The sequence below is a fragment of the Mycobacterium sp. IDUB_19 genome, from assembly GCF_055419445.1.
Window position 1 is genome coordinate 1 of sequence record NZ_JBVAXR010000047.1, and the last position, 17,897, is coordinate 17,897.

The window sequence follows — 17,897 nt, forward strand, 5'->3', positions numbered from 1 at the left end:
GCCCCACGTCAGAGCCGCGCCGATCCGCGCCGACAAGAGCTCGTCGTCAATCAGTGTCGCCACCGTCTTACGGAACGAATGGGTAGTCACTTCTGACACCCCAGCCGGTCGCGCACCTATGAACGAGCGGTGGATAATGTCGTTCAGCCGCAATTGTGTTTCACAAGTTGTCCTTGGCGAAGCAGCGACGGTCTAGGGAGTGTCTGAGTTCGCGGATGGCTCAGCTCGGGATCTAAAGCCCGGATCGTCTCGGTGTAGGTTAGAGTGGCTAAGCTTACCCTCTGAGCTAATTAGTTGAGTAGCCTTCGCCCCTGGTTAGGAAAGCGCCCATGACGACCACCAAGCCATGGACAGAGTCGCGAGATCCTAAGGTTCCCTCAAGCACCGAGGAAAGTCTCGGCCCCAAGCGCGCCACGAAGAAGGGGCTGCTGAGCCGTTTCTGGCTGGTGCTCACGATCGTGGCTGTCGTCGCGCTGTCCGGGTTCGTCGTGCACCGACTGCACGATATCTTCGGCGTCCACAGCGGTTCGTTCGGTGGCGGCACGTCGGGCGAGGTCCTCGACCAGTTCAACGCCAAGACCATCACGCTCGAGGTCTGGGGCTCACCGGGCAGCACGGCAACCATTAACTACCTCGACGAGAACTCCCACCCGCAGCAGGCCCTCAACGTCCCCTTGCCCTGGAGCACAGTATTGAAGTCAACGAAGCCCGGCATCCCGGCAAACCTGGTAGCCCAAGGAGACGGGAGTTGGATCGCCTGCCAATTCGTAGTGGACAACCACGACGGGCGAGGTGAGGTGATCAAGGGTGCTAATCAATCGCCCACCAACGAAAACGTCAATGCCTTCGTCTACTGCCTGGACAAGTCCGCATGAGCGAGACCACCGGGGCTGCGCCGCGCGTTGATCAGCCACTGATCCCGCCATTCCTGCCGCGGATGATCCATCGGCTTGCGCTGCCGATCGTCCTGATCTGGCTGGGCATCGTCTTTCTCACCAACACCATCGCACCGCAGCTGGAGGTCGTCTCCAAAAAGCAATCGGTGTCGCAGAGCCCTAGAGACGCGGTGTCGTTCCAGTCGATGATGCGCGTCGGATCGACGTTCAAGGAGTTCAGTTCGGACAGCTCGGCGATGATCCTGCTGGAGGGCGACAAGCCGCTGGGGGCGGAGGCACACCGCTACTACGACGAGATCGTCAAGCGACTCGAGCAAGACACGAAACACGTCCAGCACATCCAGGATTTCTGGAGTGATCCGCTGACCGCCGCGGGCTCCCAGAGCCACGATCAAAAGGCCGCGTACGTTCAGGTCTACCTCGCCGGCAACATGGGCAGCGCCGAGTCCGGCGAATCCACGGATGCCGTCCGCAAGATCGTCGAATCGGTGCCCGCGCCGCCGGGGATCAAGGCCTACGTCACCGGGGCGGGTCCGCTGTTTGCCGACCAGTCCCACGCGGGTCAGAAGGGCGTCCTGCTGGTCACTCTCGTCACGTTCGCAGTGATTATCGTGATGCTGCTGTTCGTCTACCGGTCGGTGATCACCATGCTGATCATGCTGGTCATGGTCTTCGTCGAGTTGCTCGCCGCTCGCGGTGTCGTCGCGACGCTTGGAAACTACGGCATCATGGGGCTTTCGACGTTCGCCAATAACATGCTCGTGCTGATGGCGATCGCCGCCGGAACGGACTACGCGATCTTTGTGGTCGGCCGCTACCACGAGGCCCGCGGTCTGGGCGAGACGCGTGAACAAGCCTTCTACACGATGTACCACAGCACCGCTCACGTCGTGCTGGGGTCGGGACTGACCATCGCCGGCGCGATGTACTGCCTGAGCTTCTGCCGGTTGCCCTATTTTTCGTCACTCGGCATACCCTGCGCCGTCGGCATGCTGGTCGCGGTCCTCGCGGCCTTGACTCTGGCACCGGCGATCCTGACCGTGGCATCGTTCTTCAAGCTGCTCGACCCGAAGCGAACGCTGCAGACCCGGGGCTGGCGACGCATCGGCACCGCCATCGTCCGCTGGCCCGCACCGGTTCTCGCGGTGACCATCGCCATCGCACTAGTCGGTCTGCTCGCTCTGCCCGGCTACAAGACGGACTACGACACCCGCCACTTCCTGCCGCAAGACACCCCGGCCAACGTCGGGTATGCGGCTGCCGACCGGCACTTCAACCAGGCTCGGCTCAACCCTGAGCTGCTGATGATCGAGACCGATCACGATCTGCGTAACCCGGCTGACTTCATCGTTCTGGACAAAATCGCCAAGGCGATCTTCCACATCCCCGGTATCGGCCGGGTGCAGACCATCACCCGGCCGTTGGGCACGCCGCTCGACCACAGCACCCTCGGTTTTCAGATGGGTGCACAAGCCGCAGGGCGGCTCCAGACCCAGCACTATCAGGAAGAGCAGGCGAGAAACCTGCTGAACCAGGCGGACGAGCTCAAGAAAACGATGGCGACTCTGCATGAGCAGATGCAGGTCACCCAGGATCTGAGCAACACCACACACGAAACCACCAAGCTCACCAAAGAAACGGTGAAGATCACCGAGTCGTTGCGCGACGACATCGCCAACTTCGACGACTTCCTCCGGCCGATCCGTAGCTACTTCTACTGGGAGAAGCACTGTTACGACATCCCGGCCTGCTGGGCCATCCGGTCGGTCTTCAACGCGCTCGACGGCATCGACCAGGTGGCCGAGAACATCGAGAACCTCAGCGCGAATCTCGACAAGCTGGACCAGATTCAGCCCAAACTCGTAGCGTTGATACCCCCGCAGATTGAGAGCCAGCAGCACAACCTCGACACCATCATGTCGAACTACGCGATCACAAAGGGTCTCAACGACCAGGCGAAAGCGCAGGCCGACAACGCCACCGCGCAGGGCGATGCCTTCGACAAAGCGAAGAACGACGACACGTTCTACCTTCCGCCAGAGGCTTTCAAGAGCCCGGATTTCGCGCGGGGTCTCAAACAGTTCATCTCGCCGGACGGGCACGCTGTCCGGTTGATCATCTCGCATGAAGGCGACCCGGCGACTCCTGAAGGCATCAGCCACATCGAGCCGATCAAGCAGGCCGTGCACGAGGCGATCAAGGGCACGCCCTGGGAGGGCGCCAACGTCTACCTCGGCGGTACCGCCGCAACGTACAAGGACATGCACGACGGCTCCGACATCGACCTGTTGATCGCCGGAATTTCCGCGGCCACACTGATTTTCATCATCATGTTGGTGATCACCCGAAGCGTCGTTGCGGCCTTCGTGATCGTCGGTACGGTGTTGCTCTCGCTGGGCGCCTCGTTCGGACTCTCCGTGCTCCTATGGCAGTACATCCTGGGCATCAAGTTGCACTGGATGGTGCTGGCGATGGCGATCATCCTGCTGCTGGCGGTCGGCTCGGACTACAACCTGCTGCTGATATCGCGGTTCAAGGAGGAAATCCACGCCGGGCTCAAGACGGGGACGATCCGCGCGATGGCCGGTTCGGGCTCGGTGGTGACCGCCGCCGGTCTGGTGTTCGCCGCCACCATGGCCACGTTCATGTTCAGCCCGCTGCGGGTGATGGCCCAGGTGGGTACGACCATCGCGCTGGGTCTGTTGTTCGACACCTTGATCGTGCGGTCGTTCATGACCCCGTCGCTCGCGACCTTGCTCGGGCGCTGGTTCTGGTGGCCGCAGCACGTGCGCCCACGGCCGGCCAGCACCATGCTGCGACCGTACGGACCGCGTACCGCCGTGCGGGCGCTGATCCTCAACGACGTTGACGAAAACCCACCGGGCGGACTGATCACAAAGCGCTAAAAGCTATGTCGAAAACCTGATTCGGGCGCTGAGAGCTGCCAACCTAGCTGTCCTGGGCTTCTGAGGGTGGATGGGTCGCGCTGATCTAGGCCCGACTGGGCTGTCAGCCTTCCCGCTGCAGGCCATTTCGGCGTCCTGAACGGACGAACTATCCGCCATCCGACCCCTTACTTTGGCCCGACGTACACACCCCTGTGGGGCGGATTACTAGCGGTGGCAAAAATTGCGAGGCTCCCACCCCGTCCGGGGCCGCAACGGAGCAACGTAATCGGTTGGCGGACAGATCAATACGGGATTTTCGGCAACGACCGCGCGTTGATGATGTCGAGCACGAAGGCCGGGAGCAGAAGGTACTCGACCTCATGACCCCAAATGACAGCCCGATTTCGCTGTATCACGCCTTCTAGCAACGGTTTTCGGAGTGTCCCAGCGGATCGACAGACCTAACAGATTGTTGGGTAATCGTTGGCCTCTTCAGCCAACCCCGAATCGCTTGCCCCTCTGACCGGCGCAACCCCGCCGCGCTAGGTGGGGGTGCGTCAGATCGAACGCGACTATTACTGGAAACTGCTGTTGTCGCTTTGATCTGACGCAAGCTGTCCGTCGAACGCGGTGTGTGATTTCTCACCCCTGAACTCGGGTACCTAACGGTTGGTACACATCACGCAGAGACGCTTCGTGGCACGAATTCCACTGCGATCCTTAGTGCTACTACAATTCCTTGCGATCAACGACGAAGCGAACCTGACAAGTTTGGTGGATATTCCCTGGGCGGAAACCCGCGATTTCTGTGTCTATAATACGGAAGCCAAGGCTATCAAATAATGTATGCCACTCATTGATCGTCTTGAACTGGCAGCCGAAATTCATATCAACAAGACCTTGAGCGACGGCATTGCCAAAGAAATCAATCAGGACGAGCACCCGGAATTGATCATCCTCATTCAAATTACTAAATTCCGTGAGCTCTGTCTGTCCCACAGCCCTGAGTGACGCTGCTGGGACAGCGTAAGTGTCCTCCTCGATAATCAACCGCCGAGCAACACGCCGCAAATTAATCAACAGCGGAGTCAGATCGTTTGCATCAACGTGATGAAGGACCGTCTTAACGATCGCACTGTCGAACATGTCGTCCTCATAGGGGACATCAACAGGCGAAGCCATCTGCCGAAAAGGCAGAGCACCAGCGTCCGTGCCACGGTAGTCCATGATGTCTGTGGTGTAGCAGTCAAAGCCAGCGCCGGCGATCAGGGCCGATAAATGACCGCGGCCACAGCCAAAGTCGAGTACCGTGCCACCTCTGATGGCGTCTGCGAGGTTATTGAAATCCTGTATCGGCTTACGCAGTGACTTATACGCTGAGTAACCCCTGCTGAACCATGGCCCAGTTCCTTCGGATGTGAAGAAGTGTCGATGCACCTCTCCGCACGCTTGATACAGTTCGTCCCCACCGCCAGCTTCCAGCAAGTACTTGCATGCGCCCTCTAGGAGCATTCTCACATCGCTGGCATGGTCAGGAAAGTGGGATTTATAACTCTTCTCCAGCAATGAGATCGTGAAGTTCAGTGCTGCCGTTTCATATTGCAGAACTTCATACATGAAGTCGTATTGAGATCGTTTGGTGGCGATTAACACCAAGCACCCTTTCGTCGCCCATGCTTCAAATGCCTAACGCTGCGTCGTTGGATAGCGGCAGGCAGTGGGCCCTAAGCAGTTGATTGCACGCATGCTATCAGGACAATGCACATAGAGCATGTTGGGCCCAACGTAGTTGAATTTAGTTTCATCCACCTTTACAAAAGTGCGTAAACCGCGTAATAGCAAAGATGACGAACCTAACGATGGGCCGCATCCTTTTTGTTCAACGCAAGCTGGAAGCGGCCGTGACGTGCGGTTTTCGCTGCAGACGACTCAAGCAGTCCGTTCATGCCGGCCTGAACACCGCCGACCACCATCGTCGAGCGCAAACCGAGGCCGACCGCATCCGTCAGGCGATCCTCTGGTCGTCGCATGCGAGGCGGCAAGGACGTGGTGCTGGGCCCCACCCTATTAGGGTTGCTGTCTATGGCGGTGCTGCACGGCAAGAGGATTTTGTTCGACATCGATGGCACCTTGATTGACTCAACCGCAACAGTCGAAGGGTCCTGGGGCACCTGGGCCAGGGAATACGGCGTCGATTATGAAGAGGTACTCAAGGTCTGTCATGGCAGGCGAACCGAGGACGTTGTCGCGCAATTCGTCGCACCACAGCGACGAGTCGCAGCGACGGCTCGGCAACTCGCTCTGCAAGAGCTGGCTGATCTCGATGGTGTTCTGGCGCTACCGGGAGCACGCCGACTGCTTGATGCCCTACCGGGTAGTCACTGGGCCGCGGTGACCTCGGGGCCGCGCTCGTTGATGGCTGCTCGACTAGCGGCAGCGCGGCTCCCCGCTCCGAAGTTGCTGATCGGCGCAGAAGATGTATCAATCGGCAAGCCAAACCCTGAGAGCTACCTCAAGGCCGCCGCCGCGCTGGGCTTCGAGGCATGGGAGTGTCTGGTGGTGGAGGATGCGCCCGCGGGCGTTGGCGCCGGCCGAGCCGCAGGGGCGCAAGTACTGGCCGTGACGACCACTCACCGCGCGGCCGAACTCGCGGACGCCGACGTCGTCGTCACCGATCTATCCTGCGTCAGTGTCGAAGTCACTGATAGTGGTGTCGCCTTGCTGATTACCTAAAGCGGTTGACAGCGTGCCAGGGAGTTGAGCGACGAGCGGTCTTGCAAATTCAAAGCCGGCGTCTCCTTCGAAATGTGATGCCTGACAGCGAACCCGGTCGTTGTACAACCACTGACGCTGATCTTGCAAGACGCACGCTTGACAGACGCACGCGTTCAGGTTGTGACAACCATCAGGTGATGGCTGGCGTCCCAGGCTTGCAGGAAGAGCGCCAGGGGGATCTGCTCGTCGCGGCCCTCGCTGCTACCGCTGTCGTTGAGGTGCACGACGTTGTTGCTGGTGTCGACGCCGGTGACGACCACGGTGTGGTCATGTGTGGGGTTGCCGTGTTTGTCTTTTTCTTCGACGGGCGTGTGCCAGATGAGTTCGCCGTTGACGCTGGCGAGCACCTTGTGGCCGGCGCCCAGCTGTTGCTCGAGTTCGTCCAGGCTTCCATGGCTGACCACCGCGCCGACGTTGTACTGCGCCAGCAGGGTGGGGATGTCTTTGAACCACATGCCATCGCCCGAATTTGGGTCCTGGGGATTGGGCGGCCTGGTGTATATCGGGCCCGGGCCTTGCGAGCTTGGCGTCGACTGGGCCCTGTCGATGATGTCCTCCTCCGAGGGCGCCACACCGGTCACTTCGCCGATCACGTCGGCGCTCGACACGACGGCGCAGTCGGTCCAATATTGTTGGTAATGCCAATATTTGGCGGCGGCCGCAGGGTCACCGTACATGGTGCCCGACGTCGCGGTGGCCGGGCCGGCCGATCCCAGCGCGATACCTACCGCGACCACAGCGAGGGCAGCGGTCTTGGCGATGGCGGCGATCGTGACGGCCTTCATGGTTGTCCTTTTCTGCTCCCGCTTTGCCGCGGAGTAGCTACGAAAAGGTTCGGATGTCGGCCTTGGCGTTTTCTCAACGAATTCTTGTCGCGATCGGCACCGACCGCCTGCGCCCGCCTCACCTCGCAGGCCTTGAAACGTGTCACGCGATGTTTGGGCCTCCACCGCCCTCGCGGCCCCGGTGCCGCGCCGACGGGTGGATTACGCGAACACCGGAGGGTTGTAGTCGATGAGCGACCGGTGTTGACCAGCGCAACGGTTTACCCCAAAAGCCGCGCTGAATCAGTAGATGCCGGCTGCAGGCACTGGCCGGGAATTATGGGTAACGACATCTTCCCTCACAGCGCTAGTCGCCTGCAGACATCTGACGAAAGGGTCGACAACCCGGCTCGATCGCGACGTGAGTGTCGATGGTTCCGACTGCTGCACATGCGCCGAAGTCTGCTATTCGCACGACGAAGGACTATTTCAACCTAAGACCACGTTGCCTCATCAGGATGCCTAGGGCTGCGGCCATGCCTCGATGAACTGACATCGCCACGGCGCCTCCCTCGCAAGCATTCACCCGCACGAAGGAGTCGAACCTATGAGCACGCGGCCTCTGCACTTCAACGCTTTCATCTGGCCGAACGGCTATCACGAGGCCGCGTGGCGCGTCGTCGACGGCGATGTGCGCAACGTCCTCGGGCTGTCCTACTACGCCGATATCGCGCGGATCGCTGAACGCGGCTTGATGGACTCGATCTTCTTGGCCGACAACATCGCCATCGCCGAATATCGCGCTACGTATCTCCCTCAGACGCAATTCGACCCGATATCGGTGCTCTCGGCGCTGGCCGCGGTCACCAACCGCATCGGGCTGATCGGGACGGGCTCGACGACCTACAGCAAGCCGTGGGAGCTCGCCCGCCGGTTTGCGACGCTGGATCATCTCAGCGGCGGCCGTGCCGCCTGGAACATCGTCACCACTGTCACGCCGCTGGCCGCGGCGAACTTCGGCGAACGGTTCCACCCTGAACACGCCGATCGTTACGCACAGGCCCACGAATTCGTCGATGCCGTCACGCGCGTGTGGGACAGCTGGGAGGACGACGCGATTATTGGTGACCGGGAACGCGGCGTGTGGGCCGACCGCGGCAAGATCCACGCGCCGCGCTTCCATGGCCAGTACTACGACGTCGCAGGGGTGCTGCCGTTTCCGCGCAGCCCCCAGGGTCACCCGGTGCTCGTTCAAGCGGGACAGTCCGCAGCGGGCGTCGCCCTTGCCGCGCGATACGCCGAGGTGGTGTTCTCCGGGCCGCCGTCGCTCGAGGCCGCGGTCGCTTTCCGGGCCAATCTGCACGAGCAGGCCGCGGCCGTAGGTCGTAAGCCCGACCAGGTGCTGGTGCTGCCCGCGTTGATGGTGACGCTGGGCGGCACCGAGGCCGAAGCCCGGGCACGGGCTCAGCAGCTCGAAGACCTCGAAAGTCCTGAGTTTCGTTGGCAGAACACTCTTTACACGGCCGGCCTCGACCCCGACGCTTTCGATCCCGACGCCCCGCTGCCCGCTGAGCTCTGGGCGGAGCGGTCGGCGCCGTCCAGCCGCGCCGAGCAGCTCTATGCCGCCGCGCGGGCGCGGCCCGAGGCTTCGTTACGGGAGATCGCGCAGCAAGTGACTGGCGGGCTGGCGGGGCAGACGCATTTCATCGGCACGCCCGAACAGCTGGCCGACCATGTGACCGCTTGGCAGGACGCAGGCGCAGTAGACGGGTTCACGATTATGGGATCGACTTTGCCGCATGAGCTCGCGACGTTCGTCGATCACGTCGTGCCCATCCTGCAGCGCCGCGGCCGATTCCGCAGCGAGTACGCCGGGCCCACATTGCGCGATCATCTTGGGCTTGAGCGGCCGGCCAAATAGGTCACCCGGATCAGACGCCACGGGGAGTCGCTCGCCCAGTGCGGGCGAATTGTTCTTGCCATGGCATTTCCCTAGTCGGTGAAATCGATCCGAACCGACACGGGGGTCGTTTCCAGCGCCTTTGCCACCTTGGCTCCCAGTCGGCCGAACTTGCGGCCGCGTGCGACAACATCGTCGCCTGGCCTGAATGTCGCGACTCCCGCGCGCCATTGATTGCCCTGTCGCATACGGATATTCGGGTTGTCGGCGATATTTCTGCCCCACCCGGAGCGGCTGCCATGCTGGCTGATAACCCACGCCCCTTCGTTGTCGAATTGGGCCGACACGGGGACGCGGCGTATTTGGCCGGTCTTGCGGCCGATCGTCTCCAGTTCGGTGGCCATGGCGCTGCGCACCCCCAGTCTGCTCAATCCCTGCACCGCCGGGTTGAGCAGATAGCGTCCGAGCGCACGTTCTCTGCGGAACTTTCGCAGCGTCTTGTTCTCGTTGGTGCTCGTCATGGTGTCTCCGTAATTGAAATGTGTTCGGAACGTCTTGTTGAACGGGTAAGGCCTTTTGGAAAGGCTAGTAGACCGATTGGTATAGTTCAACCCCAAGGGTTCGGGTTCAGGCGAGACACACTGAACGACCCAGGAGTGCCCGGGCGAAGAGCTCGGCGAAGCCGGAAGGGGCGAAGGATGTCCGCGCGGGACGCTCTCATCGCCAGTGTCACGGGTTTGGTGCGACGACGGGGTGTCGCCGGAACTGGCCTCAACGCGCTCCTCGAGGACAGCGGAGTCGCCCGCAGAACCGTCTACCTGAATTTTCCTGGCGGCAAAGCGCAACTCGTTGCTGAAGCCACCCGCCTCGCAGGAGAGGCGTTGACCGCGGTGATCCGGTCAGCCGACGACGGGGGCGATCCCGCACAGGCGGTCCAGACTTTCGTCGATGAATGGAAGGCGCAGCTGAGTGCTACTCAGATGCAGGCAGGCTGCCCGATTGTGGCGGCGATCCTCGGTCGTTCCGAAGCGCCGGCGGCCGCGCAGGCGGCTTCCGAGGCCGTCGGTGAGTGGCAGACGGTCCTCGCCGATCGGCTGGTTAGGTCCGGCGCCGATGGTGACAGCGCGCGCTCGTTGGCGGCCTTGATCGTGGCCGCCATCGAAGGTGCCGTGATCCTCGCGCTGGCCACACAGTCGACAGCCGTGCTCGACGATGTCGGGCGGCACCTGATCGAAATCATCACGCTGCACCTGCCCGCCCCACCAAATGCTTGTATGTCTTCGGGTGACGCCTAACGGTGCCGCAGCGGATGGTTGGGCTACGCCAATACCGATGCGAGTTCGCCGCGGGGCATTGTGATCTTGTGTGGCCCGGCGTTGTCGCGCACCACTTGGTCTTGGCCGAAGAAGAACATCACCGCCTCGTTCGTGAGCGCGAAGTTTTGGTACCGGTGTCGTTGTCAGGCTGTGCGCGGCCAGAATCGGTACGCCACCAGCATCGGCACGATCACCCAGGGGAGGTTGAGCGGCAGGTAGGTCGCCAGGTGTGAGGGACTGTCAGGCCCGAGGAATGTCTGCATGAAGTAGAAGTACATGTTCATCACCGCGCTGACGGCGTAGGCCATGGCCAGTGCGCTCAGCCAGGGCCACGATTTGAGCTTCCAGACGCCGATGGTGAGCACAACGAGCAGCGGAAGTTGAACGAAACCGTCGTACAGGAGCGACGCCCGCAAGGCGGGCGGCATGACGAGATGCTGCGGTTCTTGCTCGACACCCCAGGTATGTAAGGCACGCAAAGGTGGCCACGGGCTGTCAGAGGCGACAGGAACTCCGAGGGCTTCCGGCAGGCTCAACACGGCCGCGTTGATGATGCCCAGCACGAAGGCTGGGAGCAGGACGTAGTCGAGCCGACGCCGGACAAGGGTGCGGGAGTTCATGGTGAAGCCTCGCGCTGCATCTGCTCATCTTGCATCGGTCAGCGCACGATCGCTCGGATTACGCGAGGCCGTCCTCCAGGTAGCGCAGCGAGTGTCTACCTTGCGACTCGGAATCACTCTCAGACAGCCAAAGGGTCCGCTCCTGAATCGCATCCGTCGACCCATAAATCCGGCGATTACAACCGGGGCAAGTCAGGTATGTGTACATTCTGTCGCCGCCTCGCGGCCATTCTTCGTGCGCACCATCGGGCAACTGGATCGCGATGGAATGTTGCCCAGCGTCCTGAATCAGCTGGCCCGCCACGTGTCCCTCCGGACAGGTCAGATCCATGGTCATCAGTCCTCGGTCGCTCATTTGCTACCTCTTCAGTCGTTGATGACCCTGACGAGCCGGGATCAAGATGCGGTGGATGAATCCAGCTCACCGTATCCGTTACCCGCGACCGCTGGCCAAGGACCAGGAGCGATCACCGCCGACAACTTCGCCGTGGTGGCAGCATGAGGGTCTAACCGCTGCTGGTGTTCGAACGATAGGAGGCAAGCACCAAGTGACCACACCGATTCCGTTGAGCGCAGCGCTCGCGGTGATGCTGGCGATAACCGCGTGCGCAACAGCGCCCAATGGCAATGCCGACCCGACAACACAGCAGTCGCCGTTCCCGACCGGAAAATCCGGTACCACCATCCATGTCACCGAGTACAGCACCGCGACCGCCGACGTCACGCTTAACAACGTGAACTGGGTCTCGTCCTGCTCCGCCGGTGGGGGGTGCAACGTCATCGAGCTCACCATTGTCGGCAAGTCCGACGCACCATTCACCTACAGCCAGACCTACATAACCGCCGCATCTTCCCCGTGGCGACAAGACCCGAACCGAGATGTCCTGGGCGGCTCATCGATGGTCGACTACCAGCAGATCAACAAGATGCCACCCCTGCACTCGGGCACCGTCACCAACGGCCAAACGGCCCACGGGTTCATCGCCTACGACGGCAACGTGAAACAGGGCGACGTCTACATCGAGTTCAACGACCCCAACGCTCCGGCGGCACCCACCCCATTAGCGGGCTGGAAAGTCCACACCTAGCGACGCGGGCGGCGGACTAGATTACGCACATGCGGATTGTTCGCCTTTTCGGTGTCGTCCTGACGATCCTCGCAGCGGGGCTGCTGGTGGTAACTCCGGCCGGCGCGCAACCGCCGTCCAAGCTCACGGATCACATCACTGACAGTTCCGGGGTGTTGACGGATTCGGATCGGGCGACGATCAGCTCGGCAATCGACGGGCTTTACCACGACCAGCAGGTTCAACTGTGGGTCGTCTACGTCGACAACTTCTCCAGGTTCAAACCCGACAACTGGGCCGACAAAACTCGCAACGCGAGCGGGATGGGCGACCAGGACGTGCTGTTGGCGGTGGCCACGAACACCAAGGCGTACTCGTTCACCGTGCCGCCGAAGGTCCACAACCTCACAGCAACCGAACTAGACAGTCTGCGCAGCAACAAAATTGAACCGGCAGTTGGCGCCAAGGATTGGAGCGGCGCCGCGGTCGCTGCGGCTGACGGGTTGGACAAGTCGGCAGGGTTGGACAACTCGCCAGGCTCGTCAACGCGGATCTGGCTGATGATCGCGATCGGCGTCATCGTCGTCGTGGCAATAGTCGTGGCGGTCCTCGTGCTCTATCGGCTGCGCCGCCGCCGGCGCGCCGCGCTGCCGGTCGCCCCGAGCGATGGGCAGCGCGTTGATGCGGTGGGGGAGGCTTTGTCCATCGCGGACGCCAGATTGCGCCAAATCTCCGACTACGTCGCCAAGCATCGCGCGAGCATCGGCGCCGAGGCCCGGAGCCGATTCGAAGAGGCGAAACGGGATTTGGCAGCCGCACACGGCAAGGAAGCAAACAACGAGCTGGATGCAATTGCCCATGCCAACGGCGCATCGACGCTGGCCGCTCAGGCACAAACGCTGGCCAACGCCGACGTCCTTGCAGCGCACCGCACACGACGTTGAGGCACCGACCGCGCAGCCGCGGTTGTCGGTCTGCCGTTGTCTCAGCGTCCGCTGTAAAGTCGCAAAATGGCCAACGGTCGTCTCGCTGATCCGGATTGTTGTCTTCGAACCGACCCTCGGTCGGACCCACGAATGGTCGAAGCTCTTGCACAGTTGAGTCTCGACAGCAATGCCCCAACGGTGTCGCTGACAATCGATGCGCCGCTAGAGGAACGCCTAGCGTATGCCGCGATGTGCGAGGAGGGGATCGGCGCCGTTCTAGGTCTATTCGCCCCGGGCATTCCGGACGCGAACTGCGTGACGACCACTACCACAACGATTACCGGCGAAGACGGCAACGACGTGACGCTGTACATCAGCCGTCCCGATGTTGATGGTCCGCTGCCCGCCATTGTGCATCTGCACGGTGGCGGCATGGCCATCGCCAGTGCCGCCGATGCCACCTACGCGCGGCTGCGCGAGCATTTGGCGGGCACCGGCCTTATCGTCATCGGCGTCGAGTTCCGCAATTCCGGCGGAAAGCTCGGTCCGCACCCGTTTCCCGCCGGATTGAACGACTGCGCGGCCGGCGTTCGTTGGGTTGCGTCGAATCGCACAGAACTCGGCGTCGGCCAGCTGATCGTTGCCGGCGAGTCCGGTGGCGGCAATCTCACGCTGACCTTGGGGCACAAAGCGAAACGCGAAGGTTGGCTGGACGAAATCGCGGGCTTCTACGCGCAGTGCCCGTTCATCTCGAACCGGTGGCACGAAGTTCCCGATGAGTTGCCTTCACTGCGGGAATGCGACGGCTACTTCATCAGCCTTCAGCAGGCGGAGCTACTGGGTTCGATCTACGACCCCGAAAATCAGAACTCGAACGATCCCACCTGTTTTGCCGGCGTCGCGACCGACGAGGATCTGAATGGCCTACCGCCGCACGTGATTTCGGTGAACGAACTCGACCCGATGCGCGACGAAGGGCTGGACTACTACCGCCGGCTGGTGCGGGCGGGTGTACCCACTGTGGGCAGGTTGGTCGCCGGCACCTGTCACGGAGGCGATCTGATGTTCGCCGGCGCGATGCCCGACGTTTTCGCGGCCAGCGTGCGCGATCTCAGCGGCTTCGCCAAGAGCCTCGGTTAGTCGGCGCGCCGGAGGACTTCATGCAATCGATGGCGGTGAACGCAGTGAACCGTAACCAGGTCCGTGCCGCGACGCTTGCCGTCGTCATGGCCGTGCTGGCAATCGTCGGCTGTGCAGAGTCGGCCGCGACGGAGTTCCCTTCGACCACAACGATATTCGCCGACACGCCGAGCTTGCCCTTAGGCGTACAGCCACAGCTGGCATCAGACCCCGCGCAGCTGGCCGATGACCTTGTCGCCGACGAGCAGGCGCTGCATGACCGGTCGACGGTGGAGGCGGCGCTGGCAGCAGTGGCGCACCGCGAGCAAGCGGCGTACCGGGCCATCGGGCGGCATCCGGAATGGGACGCGATCATCCGATCGCGGATCCCGGCGTCCTTACTCGATGTCTACGACCGCAATGTCGACGCCCGCCGACAGCTTCAGGCGATGGCACAAGTGAGGGACACGGTGCCTGCCTGGCGCATCGACCCTCCGGTTCCGGCCGACGAGCTGCTGGGCTACTACCACGCGGCCGAGGCGGAGTCCGGCGTCGGCTGGAACTACCTGGCCGCGATCAACCTGGTCGAGACCCGGTTCGGCAGCATCAACGGCGTGAGCACCGCCGGCGCGCAAGGCCCCATGCAGTTCTTGCCGTCGACGTTCGCCTCCTACGGCCAAGGCGGCGACATCAATTCGCCCCGCGACAGCATCATGGCGGCGGGCCGCTACCTCGCCGCGAACGGCTTCGCCAACGACCGCGATCACGCCATCTACGGGTACAACCACGCGCACCAATACGTACAGGCGGTCGACCAATACGCCGCGTTGATCGCGGCCGATCCCGCCGCGTTCGCCACGTTCTACCGGTGGGACGTCTACTACGTCACGACCGCCGGGGACGTGCTACTACCCATTGGTTACGCCGCGACGTCGCCCATCCCGGTCGCGGATTATCTGGCGGCCCACCCGCAGTAGCAGACCTGAGAAACGGCGAGCCTAACGCCACTGCGAAAAAACCAAGCCGATTTTCGCAGTGGCGTTAGGCTCGCGACTCGATCGCGAAGCCGAAGCCGAAGCTCGCCGCGTTACGCTCGCGACTCGATCAGAGGCCGATGTAGACGGCCTTGGTGTTGAAGTAGGCCTCGATGCCCTTGCGGCCACGCTCGCCGCCCCAACCCGACTGTTTGTGGCCGCTGATCGGCATCGACGGGTCCGCGGCGAGCGAGGAGTTCACCCAGACCTGGCCTGCGCGAAGCTCATTCACGACGCGATGCGCGCGGGACAGGTTCTCGGTCCAGATGGAGCCGGCGAGACCGTAGTGTGTGTCGTTCGCGGCGGCGAGCACCTCGTCCTCGTCGTCGAACGGGATCACACAGCCGACCGGCCCGAAGATCTCCTCTTTGATGAGTCGCATCTCGGGCGTCGTGTTGGTGACGATCGTCGCCTCGTAGAAGTAGCCCTTGCGGTCCATCGGCTTGCCGCCGGTGATCACCTGCGCACCGCCGGCTACGCCGTCGTTCACGATGCCTTCCACCCGTTTGCGTTGCTTGTCGCTGATCAGCGGCCCGAGGACCGAATCGGGATCATCGCTGCCGCCCATCGGCAGCATCTGGGCGAAGCCGGCCAGGCCTTCGACCACCTGGTCGTAGATGCCGCGCTGAACGTAGATGCGCGAGGTGCACGAACAGTTCTGCCCCGAGCCGGCGAGCAGGCCCATGCCGGCTCCCATGATCGCCTTGTCGAGGTTGGCGTCGTCGAACATGATCAGCGGTGACTTGCCGCCGAGCTCGAGCGTCAGGCGCTTGAGGTTGCCGGCGGCCGCCTTGACGATCAGCCGTCCGACCTCCGTCGATCCGGTGAACGAAATCTTGTCGACGTCCGGATGCGCGGTGAGCGCCGCACCCGTGGTCTCGCCGTAGCCGGTGATGACGTTCAGGACGCCGTCGGGCAGACCGGCCTCGCGGAAGATCTCCTCCAGCTTCAGCGCGGTGAGCGGTGTCTCCTCGGCTGGCTTGAGGACGGCGCTGCAACCCGCCGCGAGGGCCGGCGCGACCTTGAGCATCGCGACGAAAAACGGCCCGTTCCACGGGATGATCAGGCCTACGACGCCGACCGGCTCGAGCTGGGTGAAGGTGTGGTAGGTCTCCCAGGTGCCGAGCAGGCCGTCGGACACGAGATTGGCTGACTCGCCATGGATCTTGCCGACCCAGCCGGCGTAGTACTTCAGCATGTCGACCGAGACCGGGATGATGTGACGCGCGGCCGTCAGATTCATGCCGTTGTCTTGGCCCTCGAGCGCGGCGAGCTCGTCGATGCGTTCCTCGATGATGCGCGCGGCGCGGAAGAGCACGTTCGCGCGGTGCGACGCCGGCGCCTTGCGCCAGACGCCCGACTCGAAGGTCTCACGCGCGCGGGCCACCGCCGCGTCGACGGCCGCCTGGTCGGAATCAGGGACCTCGGTGATCTGCTCCTCGTTGGACGGGTTGAAGACCGGGATAGTGGTGCTACTCAATGTCCTTCATCCTTTCGCCCCGACAGAGGTTACGCGCGTAACCAGCGGGTGTCCAGTAGCTGTTGGATGCCGATCGAGACACTCAGGTGGACTCTCGGATGACCAGCGTGGCGATGTCCCGGGCGGCTGGGCGTCGTTCGTCTGGAACGTCAAGTTCTGCCAAAACCGCTGATAGTGCCACCTCGGCGATCGCCGTGCGATCGAACACCACCGTCGTCAGTGCGGGGACGCTGAAGCGGGACAGCGCCGTGCCGTCGACACCGATGACCGCGAGATCGTCGGGGCAACGTAGTCCGGCGCGCCGGATGCCGTCGAGCACCACGAAGGCCACCTCGTCGCTTTGCGCGCAGACCGCGGTGACGCCAGCTGCGTGCAATTCATCGACCACCGCGGCGCTGTCGTCCGGCGTCAACGCCGTCACGACGACGTCGGGCAGTCCATGCCGGCGCGTGGCGCGTCGGACGCCGTCGATCCAGTAATCGCCAAGTGCACGCCACCGACGATCGCCCGAGTATGCGAACGCCACATTGCGATGGCCCCGCGCGACGAGATGGTCGACGCGCATCTGCCCGACGGAATACTGCGGATCTCCGAGGCCCGGCAGAGTGTGCACACAGATGTGGGGGATTGCGGCGTCCTTCACGGCGTGTGATGCCTTGCGGCCCAAGGGAAACAGGCTCGTCACCGCGATCGGCCGCAGTTGATTGATGGCGTCGGCGACGGCGTCGTCGTGTTCGGTCTCGAAGAGCTGAACCTGCATGATCCCGCGGCGGGTCAACTCGGTGGTCATGTGAGTGCCGACCTGCATGGGCATCTCGCCGCCGGCGAGTTGCGGCACGATGTACAAGATCACGCCGCTCTTCCCGCGGGCGAGATTACGAGCGGCAAGGTTGGGCCGGTACCTCAGTTCGGCGGCCGCATTGTGCACCGCGGCGCGCGTCTGCGCCGAAATGGTGCGCCCGACAGAGTTGTTGAGGACGTAACTGACCGTCGCCGTCGAGACGTTCGCCATTCGCGCAACGTCGGCCTTGGTTGGCCTGCCCTTCACGCTCAGATCGACCTCCCGGCGCAGCCACCCCGTGTGACGACTTACCTTACTTCGGGCCGAGGCA

The 17,897-nt window shown here is 62.6% G+C and carries 15 protein-coding genes; 9 read left to right on the top strand and 6 right to left on the bottom strand.

Going from position 1 to position 17,897, the window contains the following annotated elements; genetic code table 11:
* Window positions 1-329 precede the first annotated feature (329 nt).
* Both ACZY0B_RS24250 and ACZY0B_RS24255 read left to right on the top strand, forming a co-directional pair.
* The gene (locus ACZY0B_RS24250) at window positions 330-875 is read left to right on the top strand and encodes an MmpS family transport accessory protein (RefSeq protein WP_463766783.1); all 546 of its coding nucleotides are present in this window, start codon (window positions 330-332) and stop codon (window positions 873-875) included.
* Entirely contained in the window at window positions 872-3,802 is a 2,931-nt protein-coding gene (locus ACZY0B_RS24255) for an MMPL/RND family transporter (protein ID WP_463766784.1), read from the top strand. Before ACZY0B_RS24250 ends, ACZY0B_RS24255 begins: the two co-directional genes overlap by 4 nt.
* A 711-nt stretch (window positions 3,803-4,513) precedes the next feature.
* Here the strand turns inward: ACZY0B_RS24255 and ACZY0B_RS24260 are convergent.
* On the bottom strand, window positions 4,514-5,437 hold the full coding sequence (locus ACZY0B_RS24260) for a class I SAM-dependent methyltransferase (RefSeq protein ID WP_463766785.1): 924 nt from the start codon (window positions 5,435-5,437) through the stop codon (window positions 4,514-4,516).
* Between the two features lie 375 nt (window positions 5,438-5,812).
* Here ACZY0B_RS24260 and ACZY0B_RS24265 point away from each other — a divergent pair, with 375 nt between their 5' ends.
* Window positions 5,813-6,517, top strand: coding sequence for an HAD-IA family hydrolase (locus ACZY0B_RS24265; RefSeq protein WP_463766786.1), 705 nt, complete (start codon window positions 5,813-5,815; stop codon window positions 6,515-6,517).
* A gap of 155 nt (window positions 6,518-6,672) precedes the next feature.
* Here the strand turns inward: ACZY0B_RS24265 and ACZY0B_RS24270 are convergent, their stop codons facing one another.
* Window positions 6,673-7,344 carry a C39 family peptidase gene (locus ACZY0B_RS24270; RefSeq protein WP_463766787.1) on the bottom strand — a complete coding sequence of 224 codons (672 nt, stop codon included), beginning with the start codon at window positions 7,342-7,344 and terminating at the stop codon, window positions 6,673-6,675.
* 586 nt (window positions 7,345-7,930) lie between these two features.
* On the opposite strand from ACZY0B_RS24270, the gene ACZY0B_RS24275 reads away from it, so the two are divergent.
* Window positions 7,931-9,244: an NtaA/DmoA family FMN-dependent monooxygenase gene (locus ACZY0B_RS24275; protein ID WP_463766788.1), complete on the top strand. Its 1,314-nt coding sequence runs from the start codon at window positions 7,931-7,933 to the stop codon at window positions 9,242-9,244.
* A 71-nt stretch (window positions 9,245-9,315) separates the two neighbouring features.
* Here ACZY0B_RS24275 and ACZY0B_RS24280 read toward each other — a convergent pair whose 3' ends face one another.
* Window positions 9,316-9,744, bottom strand: coding sequence for a nitroreductase/quinone reductase family protein (locus tag ACZY0B_RS24280; RefSeq protein WP_463766789.1), 429 nt, complete (start codon window positions 9,742-9,744; stop codon window positions 9,316-9,318).
* A 177-nt stretch (window positions 9,745-9,921) separates the two neighbouring features.
* Between ACZY0B_RS24280 and ACZY0B_RS24285 the strand changes: the two genes are divergently transcribed.
* Entirely contained in the window at window positions 9,922-10,518 is a 597-nt protein-coding gene (locus tag ACZY0B_RS24285; RefSeq protein ID WP_463766790.1) for a TetR/AcrR family transcriptional regulator, read from the top strand.
* Window positions 10,519-10,682: 164 nt separating this feature from the next.
* Here the strand turns inward: ACZY0B_RS24285 and ACZY0B_RS24290 are convergent, their stop codons facing one another.
* Window positions 10,683-11,159: an EXPERA domain-containing protein gene (locus ACZY0B_RS24290; RefSeq protein ID WP_463766791.1), complete on the bottom strand. Its 477-nt coding sequence runs from the start codon at window positions 11,157-11,159 to the stop codon at window positions 10,683-10,685.
* A gap of 587 nt (window positions 11,160-11,746) precedes the next feature.
* Between ACZY0B_RS24290 and ACZY0B_RS24295 the strand changes: the two genes are divergently transcribed.
* The 4 genes from ACZY0B_RS24295 to ACZY0B_RS24310 all read left to right on the top strand — a co-directional run bounded on the left by ACZY0B_RS24295 (window position 11,747) and on the right by ACZY0B_RS24310 (window position 15,248).
* Window positions 11,747-12,247 carry a hypothetical protein gene (locus ACZY0B_RS24295; RefSeq protein WP_463766804.1) on the top strand — a complete coding sequence of 167 codons (501 nt, stop codon included), beginning with the start codon at window positions 11,747-11,749 and terminating at the stop codon, window positions 12,245-12,247.
* A gap of 29 nt (window positions 12,248-12,276) precedes the next feature.
* Window positions 12,277-13,170 (top strand): TPM domain-containing protein, encoded by an 894-nt coding sequence (locus ACZY0B_RS24300; RefSeq protein ID WP_463766792.1) that lies wholly within the window; start codon window positions 12,277-12,279, stop codon window positions 13,168-13,170.
* A gap of 66 nt (window positions 13,171-13,236) precedes the next feature.
* Window positions 13,237-14,292 carry an alpha/beta hydrolase fold domain-containing protein gene (locus ACZY0B_RS24305; RefSeq protein WP_463766793.1) on the top strand — a complete coding sequence of 352 codons (1,056 nt, stop codon included), beginning with the start codon at window positions 13,237-13,239 and terminating at the stop codon, window positions 14,290-14,292.
* Between the two features lie 44 nt (window positions 14,293-14,336).
* Window positions 14,337-15,248 carry a lytic transglycosylase domain-containing protein gene (locus ACZY0B_RS24310; protein WP_463766805.1) on the top strand — a complete coding sequence of 304 codons (912 nt, stop codon included), beginning with the start codon at window positions 14,337-14,339 and terminating at the stop codon, window positions 15,246-15,248.
* Window positions 15,249-15,375: 127 nt separating this feature from the next.
* Here ACZY0B_RS24310 and ACZY0B_RS24315 read toward each other — a convergent pair whose 3' ends face one another.
* Together ACZY0B_RS24315 and ACZY0B_RS24320 are read right to left on the bottom strand one after the other, a co-directional pair.
* Entirely contained in the window at window positions 15,376-16,785 is a 1,410-nt protein-coding gene (locus tag ACZY0B_RS24315; protein ID WP_463766794.1) for an aldehyde dehydrogenase family protein, read from the bottom strand.
* 82 nt (window positions 16,786-16,867) lie between these two features.
* A complete protein-coding gene (locus ACZY0B_RS24320) occupies window positions 16,868-17,797 on the bottom strand; it encodes a LacI family DNA-binding transcriptional regulator (protein WP_463766806.1) in 930 nt (309 codons plus the stop codon).
* Between the last annotated feature and the right edge of the window lie 100 nt (window positions 17,798-17,897).